This window comes from Bradyrhizobium sp. HKCCYLRH3059, assembly GCF_051168035.1.
Taxonomy (GTDB): domain Bacteria; phylum Pseudomonadota; class Alphaproteobacteria; order Rhizobiales; family Xanthobacteraceae; genus Bradyrhizobium.
This window is the reverse complement of the sequence record NZ_JBNPUF010000004.1, coordinates 232,907-247,925: the sequence shown is the minus strand read 5'-3', so window position 1 is coordinate 247,925 and position 15,019 is coordinate 232,907. Positions and strand designations below refer to the sequence as shown.

13 protein-coding genes are annotated in these 15,019 nt (G+C 66.9%); 7 read left to right on the top strand and 6 right to left on the bottom strand.

Going from position 1 to position 15,019, the window contains the following annotated elements; genetic code table 11:
• Positions 1-314: 314 nt before the first annotated feature.
• Positions 315-1,208 carry a DMT family transporter gene (locus ACQR13_RS14970; protein WP_315751716.1) on the top strand — a complete coding sequence of 298 codons (894 nt, stop codon included), beginning with the start codon at positions 315-317 and terminating at the stop codon, positions 1,206-1,208.
• On the opposite strand, the gene ACQR13_RS14965 is transcribed toward ACQR13_RS14970, so the two are convergent.
• The 3 genes from ACQR13_RS14965 to ACQR13_RS14955 form a co-directional block, all read right to left on the bottom strand.
• Entirely contained in the window at positions 1,205-3,463 is a 2,259-nt protein-coding gene (locus ACQR13_RS14965; protein ID WP_315751715.1) for a CHASE3 domain-containing protein, read from the bottom strand. The two genes, ACQR13_RS14970 and ACQR13_RS14965, sit on opposite strands and share 4 nt — an antisense overlap.
• A gap of 122 nt (positions 3,464-3,585) precedes the next feature.
• Entirely contained in the window at positions 3,586-5,904 is a 2,319-nt protein-coding gene (locus ACQR13_RS14960; protein ID WP_315751714.1) for a CHASE3 domain-containing protein, read from the bottom strand.
• Positions 5,905-6,360: 456 nt separating this feature from the next.
• Positions 6,361-7,026 (bottom strand): BA14K family protein, encoded by a 666-nt coding sequence (locus tag ACQR13_RS14955; RefSeq protein ID WP_434862939.1) that lies wholly within the window; start codon positions 7,024-7,026, stop codon positions 6,361-6,363.
• A 165-nt stretch (positions 7,027-7,191) separates the two neighbouring features.
• Between ACQR13_RS14955 and ACQR13_RS14950 the strand changes: the two genes are divergently transcribed.
• On the top strand, positions 7,192-7,602 hold the full coding sequence (locus tag ACQR13_RS14950) for an NADH:ubiquinone oxidoreductase subunit NDUFA12 (protein WP_315712239.1): 411 nt from the start codon (positions 7,192-7,194) through the stop codon (positions 7,600-7,602).
• An 88-nt stretch (positions 7,603-7,690) separates the two neighbouring features.
• Here ACQR13_RS14950 and ACQR13_RS14945 read toward each other — a convergent pair whose 3' ends face one another.
• On the bottom strand, positions 7,691-8,389 hold the full coding sequence (locus ACQR13_RS14945; protein WP_316170456.1) for a DJ-1/PfpI family protein: 699 nt from the start codon (positions 8,387-8,389) through the stop codon (positions 7,691-7,693).
• A 144-nt stretch (positions 8,390-8,533) separates the two neighbouring features.
• Here ACQR13_RS14945 and ACQR13_RS14940 point away from each other — a divergent pair, with 144 nt between their 5' ends.
• The 5 genes from ACQR13_RS14940 to ACQR13_RS14920 all read left to right on the top strand — a co-directional run bounded on the left by ACQR13_RS14940 (position 8,534) and on the right by ACQR13_RS14920 (position 12,767).
• Positions 8,534-9,475, top strand: a complete 942-nt coding sequence (locus tag ACQR13_RS14940; protein ID WP_434862938.1) for a GlxA family transcriptional regulator — start codon at positions 8,534-8,536, stop codon at positions 9,473-9,475.
• Positions 9,476-9,547: 72 nt separating this feature from the next.
• On the top strand, positions 9,548-9,877 hold the full coding sequence (locus ACQR13_RS14935; protein WP_315755638.1) for a hypothetical protein: 330 nt from the start codon (positions 9,548-9,550) through the stop codon (positions 9,875-9,877).
• Between the two features lie 158 nt (positions 9,878-10,035).
• Entirely contained in the window at positions 10,036-10,794 is a 759-nt protein-coding gene (locus tag ACQR13_RS14930) for an SDR family NAD(P)-dependent oxidoreductase (RefSeq protein WP_434862937.1), read from the top strand.
• Positions 10,795-10,816: 22 nt separating this feature from the next.
• Positions 10,817-12,067, top strand: coding sequence for an NAD(P)/FAD-dependent oxidoreductase (locus tag ACQR13_RS14925; protein WP_434862991.1), 1,251 nt, complete (start codon positions 10,817-10,819; stop codon positions 12,065-12,067).
• A gap of 31 nt (positions 12,068-12,098) precedes the next feature.
• The gene (locus tag ACQR13_RS14920) at positions 12,099-12,767 is read left to right on the top strand and encodes an amino acid ABC transporter permease (protein ID WP_315712227.1); all 669 of its coding nucleotides are present in this window, start codon (positions 12,099-12,101) and stop codon (positions 12,765-12,767) included.
• A 127-nt stretch (positions 12,768-12,894) separates the two neighbouring features.
• Here ACQR13_RS14920 and ACQR13_RS14915 read toward each other — a convergent pair whose 3' ends face one another.
• Positions 12,895-13,773, bottom strand: coding sequence for a transporter substrate-binding domain-containing protein (locus ACQR13_RS14915; protein WP_315737759.1), 879 nt, complete (start codon positions 13,771-13,773; stop codon positions 12,895-12,897).
• Between the two features lie 133 nt (positions 13,774-13,906).
• The gene (locus tag ACQR13_RS14910) at positions 13,907-14,920 is read right to left on the bottom strand and encodes a Na+-dependent transporter (protein WP_315775293.1); all 1,014 of its coding nucleotides are present in this window, start codon (positions 14,918-14,920) and stop codon (positions 13,907-13,909) included.
• Between the last annotated feature and the right edge of the window lie 99 nt (positions 14,921-15,019).

Here is a 15,019-nt window from a genome sequence, read left to right as displayed (position 1 = left end):
CCCTAACCAAACACTAAATATGGGGGAAAGTACGGGATAACCAGGGCGTGTGCCGGTATCGTGATGGCCGTAACTATCGGCGAGTCCTCGCGGATTCGAAACCGAAAAAATTTGTGTCGCAGGCTGTCCACAGGGCTTCGTCCCGCTGTTCACAGGGCCAGATTTATTCGCGTGCGGACGACGTGTTTCGCTTGCATCGGCGGGACTCACGGGCGCCTACGGAGCGTTCGCGGGGCAGGCATGCCCCACAATCCCTGGTGTGGCCGGGAAAACGCCGGCAAGCTCATCCTCCCACGGACGGCGCCGGTGATTCCATGACAGACAAGCCAGTGGCCAGCGGGCGGATCACGCCCGCCGGGCTGATGTTCCTCGCCATCACCTCGCTCGGCTGGGGCTTCAACTGGCCGGTCACCAAGCATCTGGTCGGCGTGCTGCCGCCGCTCACTCTGCGCGGCACCACCGGGGTGGTGGGCGCGCTGTTGTTGGCGCTGCTGGCCGTCATCCGCAGCCAGAGCCTCGCCGTGCCGCGGGAGGTCTGGCCGCGGCTGATCCTGGCCGGGATGCTCAACGTCACCGCCTGGATGGTGCTGATGGGGCTGGCGCTGCTGTGGCTGCCGGCGAGCGAGGCGGCGCTGATCGCCTACACCATGCCGGTGTGGGCCTCGCTCTTGGCCTGGCCGATCCTCGGCGAGCGGCCGACGCTCTTGCGCGTGCTCGCGCTGGTGCTGGCGTTCGCGGGACTGGCTTCGATCATGGGCAGCAACGGGCTCACCGCCAGCCGCGACAAGCTGCCGGGCATCCTGATGGTGCTCGGCGGCGCGTTCGGCTTCGCGCTCGGCACGGTCATGGCCAAGAAGCTCCCGATCAGGCTGCCGCCGCTGTCGGCGGCGGCCTGGCAGATCGGCATCGGCTGCGTGCCGATCGTGCTCGTGGGCTTCGCGGTCGAGCATTCCGACTGGACGAAGCTGGATCAGCTCGACTGGGCGCTGATGTTCTATTCCACCGTGATCCAGTTCTGCGTCGCCTATGTCGCCTGGTTCGCGGCGCTGTCGCGGCTGCCGGCCTCGGTGGCGGCGATCGGCACCATGGCGGTGCCGGTGATCGGCGTCCTGGCCTCTGCGATCGCGCTGCGCGAGCCCCTCGGGGCAGGGCAGGTGGCCGCGCTGGCCTTCACGCTGGCCGCGGTGGCGATGGCGACCCGCGGCTAACGCCAGCCGGCCGCCGGCTTGCCGTCCAGCGCCCGCCGCACCATCTGCGCGAGCTCGGCGCGGCGATAGGGCTTGGTCAGCAGCAGCGCGTCCGGCACGAGCTGCCGGTTCTCGACCATCTCATCGCCGGTATAGCCGGAGGTGTAGAGTACTGGGAGCGCGGGGCGCGTGGTCATGATGGTTTCGGCGAGCTGCCGGCCGCTGATGCCGCCGGGCATGATGACGTCGGTGAACAGCAGGTCGAAGGGCTGGTTCCGCGCGGCGATGGCCAGCGCCTCCGAGGCCTGCGAGGCGACGAGGGTGGTGTAGCCGAGGCCCTGCAACTGAGCGAGCACGAAGTCGCGCACCAGCGGATCGTCCTCGACCACCAGGATCGTCTCGCGGCCATGCGGCAGCGCCTGCTCGTGCTCCGTCTCGATCTGCTGCGTCGCCTGCGCCGCCGGCAGATAGAGCCGGATCGTCGTGCCGCGGTTCTGCTCGCTCTGAAGCTTGACGTGGCCGCCGGACTGCCTGACGAAGCCATAAACCATGCTGAGGCCGAGACCGGAGCCCTTGCCGGCATCCTTGGTGGTGAAGAACGGCTCGAAGGCGCGGTCCTTCACCTCCCGCGGCATGCCGCTGCCGGTGTCGCTGACCGCGACCATGACGTAGGAGCCGGGCACGATGCCGGGATTGGCCGCTGCATGGGCCGCGTCGAGCGTGGTCTTCGCCGTCTCCAGCAGCAGCCTGCCGCCATCGGGCATCGCATCGCGCGCGTTGATCGCCATGTTGACCAGCGCGTTCGCGAGCTGCGCGGAATCGACATGGGCGATGAGATCCTCGTCGGCGAGAACGGTCCTGATCTCGACCTGCTCGCCGAGGGTCGGCCGCAGCAGCTTGGCGATGTCCTCCACCGTGGCGTTGACGTCGATGTCGCGCGGACGCAGCGGCTGCTTGCGGGCGAAGGCGAGCAGATGCCGGATCAGCTCGGTGCAGCGATCGGTGGCCCTGCCGATCAGGGCTGCGAACTCGGCCGCCGCCGGCCGGTCCTGCACCGCGTCGATCAGGACCTCGATCGATCCGGTGATGATCGTCAGCATGTTGTTGAAGTCGTGCGCGACGCCGCCGGTGAGCTTGCCGATGGCATCGAGCTTCTGCGCCTGCTGCAGCAGGCGCTCTGTCTCGTGCACGTCGGTGACGTCGTGATACACCAGCGCGGCGCCGCTGATCGCGCCTGCGGAATTGCGCAGCGGCCGCCCGCTGACCATCAGGCGAAACTGCGGCCGGCCGTCGGTCGGCTTGACCACGACCTCGCGGCGGTCGAACGACAGCCCGCACAAGGCGCGCGCGATCGGGAGCTCCTCATCGACGATGCGGGTGACGGCGTCGCTCTCGTAGAACTGGTTGGCAGCCTGCATCTCGGCGAAGGTCTTGCCCACATTCGTTCCCAGGAAACGTCCCATCGCCTGGTTCGACAGCATGATCGTGCCTTCGGGATCGACGACGAGGACGCCCTCGGCCATGCTGTTGAAGGTGTTCGTGAGAATGGCGGAGAAGCGGCGCAGCGCGTCATAGGCGGCGGCGAGATCGCGGCGCTGCTGCACGGCCTGGGCTTCCAGCGAGGTCGCGGTCTCCCGTGACCGGGTGAGGGACGAGCGCAGCGCCCGGTCGGAAAGATGAGCGCGCCGGACGAGATAGGCCGACATCAGGAGCAGCAGGCCGACGCCGGCGAGGTCGATCGCCAGCAGCCAGGATCCGGTTCGTCGCGAGATCGTGGCGCGGTCCGCCAGCAGCCGGCGCTCCTCATCGGTAAAGGCGTCGAGCGCCTGGTTGATCGTCGTCATCGCCGCCGGACCGGCCGCGCTCGCCGCCAGCGCCTCCGGGCCGTCGCGATCGTTCGCCGCGTGGCGACGGATCAGCTCGCCGGCAAGCTGAATGCGCCGCTGCACGATGCCATAAATCGATCGCAGCCGCTCGCTCTGCGAGGAATTGTCCCGGACGAGCCCTTGTAGGTCCGCCCAGGCCGCAGGAATAAGTCCACTCGTCGCCTGAAACTCTGCGACGAACCGGTCGGCTCCGGACAATGCGAAGCCGCGCGAGGCGGCTTCTGATTGTCGCAGCAGGGCGCGGAGCTCGGAGGATTTCTCCAGCACCTCCATCGTGTGCTCGACCAGGGCGGTATCGTTGCGCGCCTTGATGTCCAGTCCCGTCGATGCGGCGCCGATCGCGAGCAGGGTTCCAAGGCCGAGCCCGATCACCACCCGCCGACGGATCATCGGTGGCCTCCAATGGCGCGGGATGCCGTCGCGTCCTGCCAATTGCATGGGGTAGGTTTCCATTGGAATTTGTGGCGCCCAGCTCCGTGACGATCGCAGTTCTGATCCGCGCAATGGTCAAGTCAGGAGAAGTGAGCGCGCGTCGGCGCGTCCTCGGAAAAGGCGTTCTCGGCCAAGGCATCATCGGCCAAGGCGTCATCCACGGGGCCTGCCAGCGCCAGCCGCACCATCTTGGCGAGCTCCGACTTGCGATAGGGCTTGGTGAGCAGGAGCGCAGCCTGGTCGAGGCGGCCGTGCTCGACCATCGCATTGTCGGTATAGCCGGACGTGTACAGCACCTTGGTGCCGGGCCGCTGCCGCAGCGCCTCCTCGGCGAGCTCCTTGCCGTTGACGCCGCCGGGCATGATGACGTCGGTGAACAGGAGATCGAAGCTTTGGCCGGAGTCGATCTTGGCCAGCGCCTCGACCCCGGTCGATGCGGTGATGGTCTTGTAGCCGAGGCTCTGCAACTGTGAGACGACGAAGTCCTGCACCAGTGGATCGTCCTCGACGATGAAGATCGTCTCCTCGCCGCGCGGCGGCGGGGGCTCGGGCGGAGCAGGGCTCGCAGCCTGTCCCTTGGGCACAGGGATGTAGAGCCGGATCGTCGTGCCCCGTCCTTCCTCGCTGTAGATCTTGATGTGGCCGCCGGATTGCTTGACGAAGCCGTAGACCATGCTGAGGCCGAGGCCGGAGCCCTTGCCGGCTTCCTTCGTCGTGAAGAAGGGCTCGAAGGCGCGGTCGCGGACCTCCGGCAACATGCCAGTACCCGTGTCGCTGACGGCGACCATGACATAGGGGCCGGGCGTCACGCCGGCGTTGGCTGAGGCATAGGCCTCATCGAGCACCACCCTGCGCGATTCCAGCAGCAGCTTGCCGCCATTGGGCATCGCGTCGCGGGCGTTGATCGCCATGTTGACCAGCGAGTTGGCGAGCTGCGCCGAATCGATGTGCGTGATCAGCGTCTCCTCTTCGAGGATCGAGTTGATCTCGATCTGCTCGCCGAGCGTCGGACGCAGCAGCTTTGCGATGTCGAGAATCGTGCTGTTGACGTCGCTGTCGCGCGGATGCAGCGGCTGCTTGCGGGCAAAGGCGAGCAGATGCCGGATCAGCTCGGTGCAGCGGTCTGCCGCCTGTCCGATCAGCGCTGCGGTCGCCGCGGCGGCGGGGCGGTCCTTCACCTCGTCGGCCAGCGTTTCGATGGTGCCGGTAATGATCGTCAGCATGTTGTTGAAGTCGTGTGCGACGCCGCCGGTGAGCTTGCCGATCGCATCCAGCTTCTGCGCCTGCTGCAGCAGCCGCTCGGTCTCGTGCGCCGTGGTGATGTCGTGATAGACCATCGCCGCGCCGGTAATGCCGCCCGCGGCGTCGCGCAGCGGGCGGCCGGAGATCATCAGCCGCAGCGTCTCGTCCCGGTCGGGCCGGTAGACGATCAGCTCGCGGCGGTCGAAGCTCTCGCCCCGCAACGCTCGCGGCGTCGGCAGGTCGTGCGCTGCAACAGGCGTCACGCCGTCGCTTTCGTAGACGCGGAGGCGCGCGCGGACGTCGGCCAGATTCTTTTCCGGGCTGTAGCCGAGCAGATGTTCGACCGCGGGGTTCGAGAAGACCACCGTGTCCGTGGCATCGATGACGAGCACGCCCTCTGCCATGCTGTTGAACGTGTTCTGCAGGATCTCGGCGGAATGGCGCAGCTTCTCATGGGCGGCGATCAGGTCGAGATGCTGCTGCTCGGCCTTTTCCGCCAGCGAGTTGGCCTCGGCTTCGGAGCGGACCAGCGACGCGCGCAGCGCACGATCGTGGAGATACGTCCGCCGGATGAGGTAGAAGGCGATGATCAGCAGCAGCGCGAGACCGCACAGGTCGATCGTGAGCAGCAGCGATCCGGTGGATTTCGACGTCATCGAACGCTGCGTCAGCAGCTTGCGCTGATCGGCAACGAAACGGTCGAGATGGGCCGTGATCTCGCTCATGGTCGCCGGCCCTTCGGCGCGGCTTCTGAGGGCTTCGAGCCCCGCACGATCCGAGGCGGCGTGCAACCGGATCAACTCCGCAGCGAGCTCGACCCTGCGGACAATCAGGGCTTCGGTCTCGGTCAGAAGCTTCAGCGGTTCGGGATTGTCGGCCACGGCGCGCCGCAGCTCGGCCATGGCGACCGGAATTCTCGTGCTGACATCGGCAAACTCCGTCCTGAACTGATCGTCACCGACGAGTGCGTAGCCTCGAGAGGTCGCTTCCGCTTCGCGTAGCAGCAGACGCAGATCGGAGGTCTTCTGCAGGATGTCGAGCGATGAATTCACCCAGGCAGCGTCGTGGCGCGACTTGATGTCGAGCGCCGTGGACGCGGCGCCGATCGCCAGCAGCGTTCCGAGACCGAGCCCCAATGCGAGACGCTGATAGGTCATCTGCGTTTCTCAATCATCGACACGTCCGCCAGCGGGGCCGGGGATCAGCGCGGCCAGCCATATGCATCCGAGTTTCGATGCAGCTGCGTCCAAGCAGTGAAGATATGTCGGCAAGGCGCGCCTCCTTGTTCGAAGTTCTTGGCGCGTTCGCGGGCGGCAGGCCCAAGCCACTCACCCGCGGCGTTTGCATTGCGCGAGTTCCGCGAAAATCCATGTGTCCATCAACTGATATCAACCAAGCCTGCGAAGCGGCCGAACGGGCAGAATCACATGCTCAAACGATATTGGACCGAAACGGGCCGATCATCTGCACGTCGCGGGGCACATTTTGAAATATGGGCGAAAATCAGCCTGCAACGTGGCGTATTAGACACAGAACAAACAACAATACGGCACGAAAAAGGCGACGAGCATAGGCTCGCCGCCCTCTGTTGTCGCAGCTACTACGTCAGACTCTTACGGACATGGATGGCGAAAGCCATCATAGCCGAGATAGGTTCCCGAAGCCGGATCATACGAGCGGTACCTGCGTGCGCAGTAGCTCGGGTCGACGCCTTCGGTTCCAACGATGGCGACAGGCGCGGAGTCGTCATAGTACGAGTAGTCGGAGTAATAGTCGGGCCCGTAATAATACGGATCGTTGTAGTAGGCATAGCTGCTGCCCAATCCGATCCCGACGCCAACGCCGACACCCGGCCAGAAGCCGCCGCCGCGGTGATGCCAGCCGCCACGGTGACCGCCCTGCCAGCCGCCGCCACTCCAATTGCCGCCGCTCCAGTTGCCGCGGCCGCCACCCGTGTTGACGGCGACGTTGGCGCCGGCCGCCGGACCGCGACCCGCCAGCGCTGCGCCCCCAACGGCTGCGCGTCCGGCGAAGCTGCCGCCGCTCATCCCGGCGCCACCCGGGCCCGCCGCAAAGCCGCCGCGTCCGCCGCCGCCGATCGCTCCGCCGCCGCCACCACCGATGGCCGCGCCACCGCCCCCGCCGATGGCGGCACCACCACCGCCGCCCGGACCACGACCGCCGCCGCCGGGACCCTGGGCAAAGCTCGTCGTCGCTGCCGCCAGCGGCAGAATCAGCGCCACTGCCGCCGCAGTGCTCCATCTCTTCAGTCTGGTCATCGCTATCGCTCCATCAGGGGGGAAAGTGACCTAACCGCAGGCCGCGGATGTCGTTCCCCGCCGCGAACCGATACATCGGTCGCGGGCGGAGGCGGTGCAACACTGGACAAGATGCGGGCGGGGTGGCATCAGAACCGGGACCTTCACAGAACCGGCCCCAAGCCCATGAAACAGTTCTTTCTCAAGCTCTTCACGTGGTGGAACGGCCAGACTTTCGGCACGCAATTGTGGACCTGGCGCTTCGGCGAGCTCGTGGGGCAGGATGCACAGGGCAACCGCTATTATCGGACTGCCGGCGGCAAGATCGACCCGGTGCTGCATTTCGAGCGGCGCTGGGTGATCTATAACGGCCTGGCCGAAGCCAGCCGTATTCCGCCCGAATGGCACGGCTGGATGCATCATATGGTCGACGTGCCGCCGACTCAGGAGGGCTACAAGCCGCGCGAGTGGGAAAAGCCGCATGAGCCGAACCTGACGGGGACTGCGCTGGCGTATCGCCCGGCCGGCTCGACCTTGGGCAGCGGTCGCAGGCCAAAGGCCACCGGTGATTATCAGCCCTGGACTCCTGGCGGCTGATTCGATTTCGCTCGAGATGACCCGATCGGAAAAGGCCGCCCCGAGCTCTGGGCGGCCTCTTTACTGTCGGGAGCCTGCCAAGCCTGCGCTACGCCGGGTTGGTCCTGAGGGCGGCCGCCGCATGCTCCGCCGCCTCGATTCGCCGCTTCCGGAACGGTGCGATCCGCTCCAGCATGCGTGACACCACCTCGGACGGCGCCGTGTCGGGGGATCCAGCGGTGAAAGGGGGCGCCGGATTGTATTCGAGCCTGAGCTGGATTGCCTCCGCCGTCTGACGATCGACCAACTGCGCCACCAGGGTCAGCGCGAAGTCGATGCCGGCCGTGACACCGCCGCCGGTGATCCGGTTGCGGTCGATGCAGACGCGCTCGGTGCTGACGGTGGCCCCGAACAGCGGCAGGCACTCGCGCGCGCTCCAATGGGTCGCCGCGCGATAGCCATCCAGCAGGCCGGCGGCGCCGAGCGCGAGCGAGCCCGTGCACACCGAGGTGACGTACCTGGCTCCTTCGGCCTGGCGGCGGATGAAGCCGATGACCTCGGTGTCATCGAGGATGGCGTCGACGCCGAAGCCGCCGGGAATGCAGATCACGTCCGCCTGCGGACAGTCAGCGAAGGTGGTGGTCGGCATCAGTGTGAGGACCGAGTCGGTCGGAATCGGCTCGATCCTTTTCCACGCCAGATGCAGTGTCGCCCCCGGCACGCTGGAGAACACCTGCACCGGACCGGTGAGATCGAGCTGGGTCAGGTGTGGAAACAGGACGAGAGCGATCGAGAGCGGTTGGGCCATGGCGGTGCTCGCAGGTGTGGTGCTTGACGGCGGGCATTCTGCATGGTCCGCTGGATGGCGCATATGCCAAAGTTCCCTCGTTTCCGGACGGGCTTGGGATTTCACACTTAGGCTCACGGACTTGGGCTCACGGAGCCATCCACCATGATCGGCGTGCTCATCTACCCCGATTTTCAGCTGCTCGACGCCGCCGGACCGATCTCGGTGTTCGAGATCGCCTCGCGTTATGCGCGCGCCGCGCCATCGATCAGGGTCGTCGCCGCCACGCCCGGACCCGTGCGGTCGTCGTCAGGGGCCGAAATGCTGGCGCGGAAATTCGGTCCGGTGTCGGCGCTGACCACGCTGCTGATCGCCGGCGGCGAGGGCGTGGAAGCTGCGAGTCGCAACGCATGCACGCTGAACTTCGTTCGTAAGGTCGCGCAGCGGGGCACCCGACTTGCCAGCATCTGTTCCGGCGCCTTCCTGCTGGCCGAAGCGGGCCTGCTGGACGGGCGGCGCGCGACCACGCATTGGCAGCGCACGCGGCAGTTCCTGCGAGCCTACCCCCAAGTGAAGCTCGAGCCTGACAGCATCTACGTCCGCGACGGCAATGTCTGGAGCTCGGCTGGGATCACTGCCGGCATCGATCTCGCACTCGCCATGGTCGCCGACGATCACGGCGAGGAGATCGCGCAGAAGACCGCACGTCAGCTCGTGCTGTATCATCGCCGCAGCGGCGGGCAGTCGCAGTTCTCCTCGCTGCTGGAGCTGAAGGCGCCGAGCGGCCGCTTCGCCGAGCTCCTGACCTGGGCGCGCGAGCATCTCGATGCGCCGCTGACGGTCGACGACCTTGCCGAGCGTGCCGGCATGAGCACGCGGCATTTCACCCGCGCCTTCGTGGCCGAGACCGGGACGACGCCGTCGAAGGCGATCGAGCGCCTCAGGCTGGAGGTGGCGCGCGATCGCGTGCAGGCTTCGCATCAGCCGATCGAGCTGGTGGCCGAGGCGACCGGCTTTCGCGATCCTGAGCGGATGCGGCGCGCCTTCATTCGCGCCTTCGGCCAGCCGCCGCAGGCCCTGCGGCGCGCGGCACGCCTCACCGCCTGACCTGGATCAGTGGACGAGCGGCCGCGGGCAGAGATCCTCGTCGGCAATTGAAGCAATTTAAAGTTGTATAACATGCAGGATGCGCTCATAGTGAGCGCATTGCCACTGTTCATGGAGGATACGATGCGCGTATTGCTTTACCTGATTTTATTCGTTGCTGCCGCGGTCGGCGGTCTCGACAGCGCTTTTGCGGCGAAGGCCGAACTCACCGGAATGTGCGTCTGCAAGAAGGGCGGCAGCGTGCTGAGCACCTATAGCGAGACGCAATGTGTGAAGAACGATCATGCGGGCTGCACGTCGGTGAAGGTGGCCTGCGTGAACGCCAATGCCGCCGCATGCCGCACGGCCGGCGGCACGATCTCCCAGTCGACCAAGACGTGCAGCGTCGGCGCCAAATGCTGAGCAACTGATTTTATCAGCTTCGCTCGGACGGTTCCGAACGTCTGAGGTAACAGGCAGTCCCGCGCGACGGACATCGGCGCATGTCCGTCCGCGTGTTGGCATCGGCAGGTGTGAGACCTATAGTCCGCCCCGCGAAACCGAGGGGTAGACGAGGCGCGATGCGTGTCACCATCATCACCGGCAGCGGGGCCGGCATCGGCGCTGCGGTGGCGCGCCGCATGGCCGCACCGGGGCAGGCTGTGATGCTGCACGGGCAGGGGGCTGACGAAGCAGGTCTCGCGCGTCTGCGGGACGTCGCCGCGGCGTGCCGGGAGGCCGGCGCCGAAGCCGCGTTTCATTGCGGCGATCTGGCCAGACAGGGCGTTGCCACCGAGCTGGCGGCTGCGGCCCGCACGCGGTTCGGCCGGATCGACGCGGTGGTGCATGCTGCCGGCTTTGCCGACCGCCGCAGCTTTCGCGATCTGCCGCGCGACGGCCTCGACCGCTCACTCGCAGTGATGCCCGCGGCATTTCATGAGCTCGCCAGCGCCGCGCTCCCTGACCTCGTGCAGAGCACCCATGCGCGCGCGGTCGCGATCTCCAGCTTCGTCGCGCACCGCTTCGTGCCGGGCGGCACCTTCCCGGCCTCGGCCGCCGCCAAGGCGGCGCTGGAGGCGCTGGTGAAATGCCTCGCCATCGAGCTGGCTGCGTGCGGCGGCACCGCGAATGTCGTCGTGCCCGGCTATACGCGCAAGGATGCGGGACGGCTCGGCTCGCTCGATCCGGCCGCGTGGCAGACGGCGGCGGCGGCCAATCCGCAACAGCGCCTCGCCGAGCCCGACGACATCGCCGCCGCCGTGACCTTCCTGCTGTCGAAAGACGCCGGCCACGTCACCGGTGCGGTGCTGCCGGTCGATGGCGGCCTGACCCTGATGTAAGCAGCAGATGGATCGAGAGACGATGGAGCATGTGCAGCAGACAGCCGACGTGGTCGTGCTGGGAGCGGGGATCGTCGGCGTCTCCTCCGCCTACGCCATCCGGGAGCGCGGGCTCTCGGTGGTGCTGGTCGACCGCAAGGCGCCGGGCGAGGAGACATCGTACGGCAATGCCGGCATTCTCTCCTCCGGTTCGATCCTTCCGCTCAACAAGCCCTCGCTGTTCAAGGCCCTGCCGTCCTATCTCGGCAACAAGAGCGCGGCGCTGCGCTGGGATCCGGCATGGACGCTGCGCAATGTCGAATGGGTGCTGCGCTTTCTCGCCAATGCCGTGGAGTCCCGCGTCAAGCCGCGCGCCACCGCGCTGCATGGCCTGATCGGTGCGTCGCTGAGACTGCATCGCGACTGGATCGTTCGCGCCGGCGAGCCGCAGCGGATCCGCGAGACCGGCTGGCTCAAGGCGTGGCGCAGCGACGCTGTCGGAGCGGCCAAGGCGGAGCAGGCTTTCCTGGCCGAACACGGCATCAAGAGCGAGCTGCTCGACCGCCAGGGCATTTCCGCGCTCGAGCCCAATATGCTGCCGGTCTACAAAGTGGGACTGCTGCACAGCCAGACCGCGTCGGTCGACTCGCCCGGCAATGTGACGAAAGCCTATGCGCGGATGTTCGAGGGCGCGGGCGGCGTGCTGCGGCAGTCCGAGATCAGGGCGGTGCTGTCCGACGGGGACGGCTGGCGTGTCGTGCTCGGCGACGGCGAGATTCGCGCCCGCCATGTCGTGGTTGCGCTCGGTCCCTGGTCGCCGGATATTCTCAGGTCGCTCGGCTACCGGGTGCCGATGGCGTTCGAGCGCGGATATCACCAGGAGTTCACGCCCAACCCGGCGCGCATGCTGCACCGTCCGATCCACGACGCCGAAGGCAGCTTCCTGATGACGCCGATGGAGAACGGCGTGCGCGTCACCTCCGGCGTCGAGCTGACCGATCGCGATGCGCCGTCGAATTTCGCCCAGCTCGAGCAGGTGGTCCCGCTGGCGCGCGGCGTGGTCGAGTTCGGCGAGGCCGTGGCCCAGCCATGGCGCGGCGCGCGGCCGACCTTGCCGGATTCGCTGCCGATGATCGGGCCGGCGCCGCGCCATTCCGGCCTGTGGCTTGCATTCGGCAATCAGCATATCGGCTTCACCACGGGGCCGGCCACGGGCGCGGCGATTGCCGCGATGATCACGGGCGAGACGCCGTCGTTCGACGTCTCCGCCTTTGCTCCGAGCCGGTATCTGTGAGGGGCCGCGACCGCGTCACGCCGGAGCTGCGATGAACTATACCTGGGATTTCGCCATCCTCGCCAAGTACAGCCATCTGTTCTGGCTGGGGCTCGGCTGGACCATGGCGTACACGCTCGGCACCATCCTGCTCGGCTCGGTGATCGGGCTCGTCGTCGGCATCGTCAGGCTGCGCCGTCCGGTCGTGATCGACTGGCTGCTGATCGGCTATATCGAGCTGTTCCGCTGCACCCCGCTGCTGGTGCAGATCATCTGGTTCTACTACGCGTTCCCGGTGGTGATCGGCGTCAACATTCCGGCGCATGTCGCCGCGGTCACCGTGCTGTCGCTCTACGCGGGGGCGTTCTATGCCGAGATCGTGCGCGGCAGCATCGAGAGCGTACCGCGCGGGCAATGGGATGCGGCGCGCGCGCTCGGCCTGCGCCCGTGGCGGATGATGCGGCTCGTGATCCTGCCACAGGCCCTGAAGCCGATGCTGGCGCCCTACGTCAACCAGTCGGTGACGCAGTTGAAGAACACCTCGCTGGTGTCGGTGATCGCGGTGCCCGATCTCGTCTACAACGCGACGCTGATCAACGCCGACACCTATCGGCCGCTCGAGGTCTACACCATCATCGCGCTGATCTATTTCGCGATCCTGTTTCCGGCGACGCTCCTGGGCCGTCGCTTCGAGCGCGGCATGACGTACGACAAGGCGTGAGGCGATACATCATCGAATGCCTCCGTCATTGCGAGCGAAGCGTAGCAATCCAGGGCGGCACGCGCGGTCCTGGATTGCTTCGTCGCTGCGCTCCTCGCAATGACGCTAGGAGAGAGCGTGGCTTCGCTTAGATATTCACCTCGACCGGCACGTCCTCGGCCTTGACGCCGGCCAGCCCCAGGCCCTTGACGAACCATTCGCGCATCTGGCCGATGCCGCGGTTGTAGTCGATCCACACCGCGAGGAAGTCGCGCCAGCGCTTGTCGGCCTCGCGGCGCACGCCCATGCTGGAGGGGATCGCGACCGAGGGCGACTGCAGGATCTTGTAGGTGCCGAGATTGGGGTTCTTGGCGATTGCGGTGAGGCCCAGGATCAGCGCGTTGACGACGACGTCGACGCGGCCCGAGGCCATCTCCAGCATCACCTCGTCGCGCGACTTCAGCGACTTGATGGTCGCGTTCGGCGCAAAACGGCGCGCCACCGCCTCGTTGGCCGAGCCGACGTCGACGGCGATCTTGACCTCGGGCTTGTTGATGTCGGCCCAGGTCTTGGCCTCCATCCCCTTCTTCAGCATCGCGCCGAACGGATGCGGAAACACCGTGCCGCAGAAGTCGATGACCAGCGCGCGCTGCGGCGTCGGGTTGAGCGCGAAGCCAAGATCGATCTTGCCGGCCTGCAGGTCGAGCACCGAATTGCCGTAGGTCGACTCGACATATTCGAGCTTCACGTCGAGCAGCTTGGCGATGTCGTTGGCCATCTCGATCGAGAAGCCCGACCACGTGCCGGAGGCGAGGTCCTTGTTGAAATAGGGCAGCTCGCCCGGCAGCACGGCGATGCGCAGCACCTTGTTGGCGCGGACCCGGTCGAGCGTGTTGTCGGCCGCTTGCGCCGAGGCGGGCGTCGTCGTCATGGCGGACGCGAGCGCGGCACCGGAGCCGATGGCGAGCGCGTAGCGCAGCGCATCGCGGCGGTCTTCGGAAATTTTCTGATCGTCTGACGTGGTCACATAATCCTCCTGCACCAACAGCCACGGAGCGTAGCGCCGGCCTTGCACGCCAGCAACAACCATGTCGGCCTTGATAGTAAGCGGCTGGCCGTCGCGTCATGCCGAAGCGGCCGCATGCCGTTGCTGCTCTGCCTCATTCCGATGCAGGGCTGGTCAAGCCGTGATCGGTCCCGCCAGATGGAAGCGCCTTCGGACGCAGGCGCTCGGCGAGCGGCCGCAGCAACTGCGGGGCAAGGTGAATCGGGAACTGGCTCATCGCGAAATACAGCCAGGTGGTGCCGGGGATCGCGCCCTCGGTCGCCGCCAGCATCAGCCCCATGTTGCGCAGCGATACCATCATGCCGAGCGCCATGGCGCGTTCGCGGCCCGCGCCGCGAAACAGCAGCATCGTGGTACCAAGCAACAGCAAGAACACGGTGAAGGCGAGCAGCGCCAGTCCCAGCATGCGGAACGGGCTCGCGGCCAGGTCGGCCAGGAAATGAGCCATGATGGCGGAGGCGAACACGAACAGGATGAGGACGTTGAAGCCGTCGATCGGCGCGCGATGGCGGCGGATCGTATCGATGCCGAAGGCAAGGCGGATCGCGGCGGCCGCAGCCAGCGCGCCCGCAAGGATGGCGGCGAGCTTCAGCCCGAGCGCGGCCGGAGACAGTGACAGCGTCTCGCCCAGGAACACATAGGCGAACAGCGGTGCCGTCAGCGGCACCAGCGCGGTCGAGGTCACCAGCGTGATGAGAACGAGTGTCGCGTCGAGCCCCATCAGCGCGGCGAGCGCGGGCGAGGCCATCATCGGCGAGGCCGTCCCCTGCAGCATCAGCGCGAGATACAGGTCGGGCGCTGTGGCATCGACGCCCGTGATGCGCCCGATCGAGCCGACCAGCGCCGGCACGGCGATCGTGGTCCAGGCCGTCGCGGCCACCACCAGCAGCGGGCGGCGCAGATGCGCTGTTAGCATCGCGACGTCGACGCGCATGAACGAGATGCAGAGCAGCAGGAAGATCGCGTGCGTGACGTAGGGTCGCGCCAGCTCGCCGAGCGGCGGCACGGCGATCGCCAGCAGCAGCACCGCGACGATGGCGCGGGTGCCCTGATTGCCGAGCCAGCTCAGGGCCTGCAGAGGAAAAGCGAGAGGCCCGAAGGACGGCATCTTCATTCCGAACGCTGTGATTCAATGAACGCGCGAACCATGCGTCGGCCGCGCGTTCATGCAAAGTCACATCTGGTTACGGACGATGTCGGCGCCTGC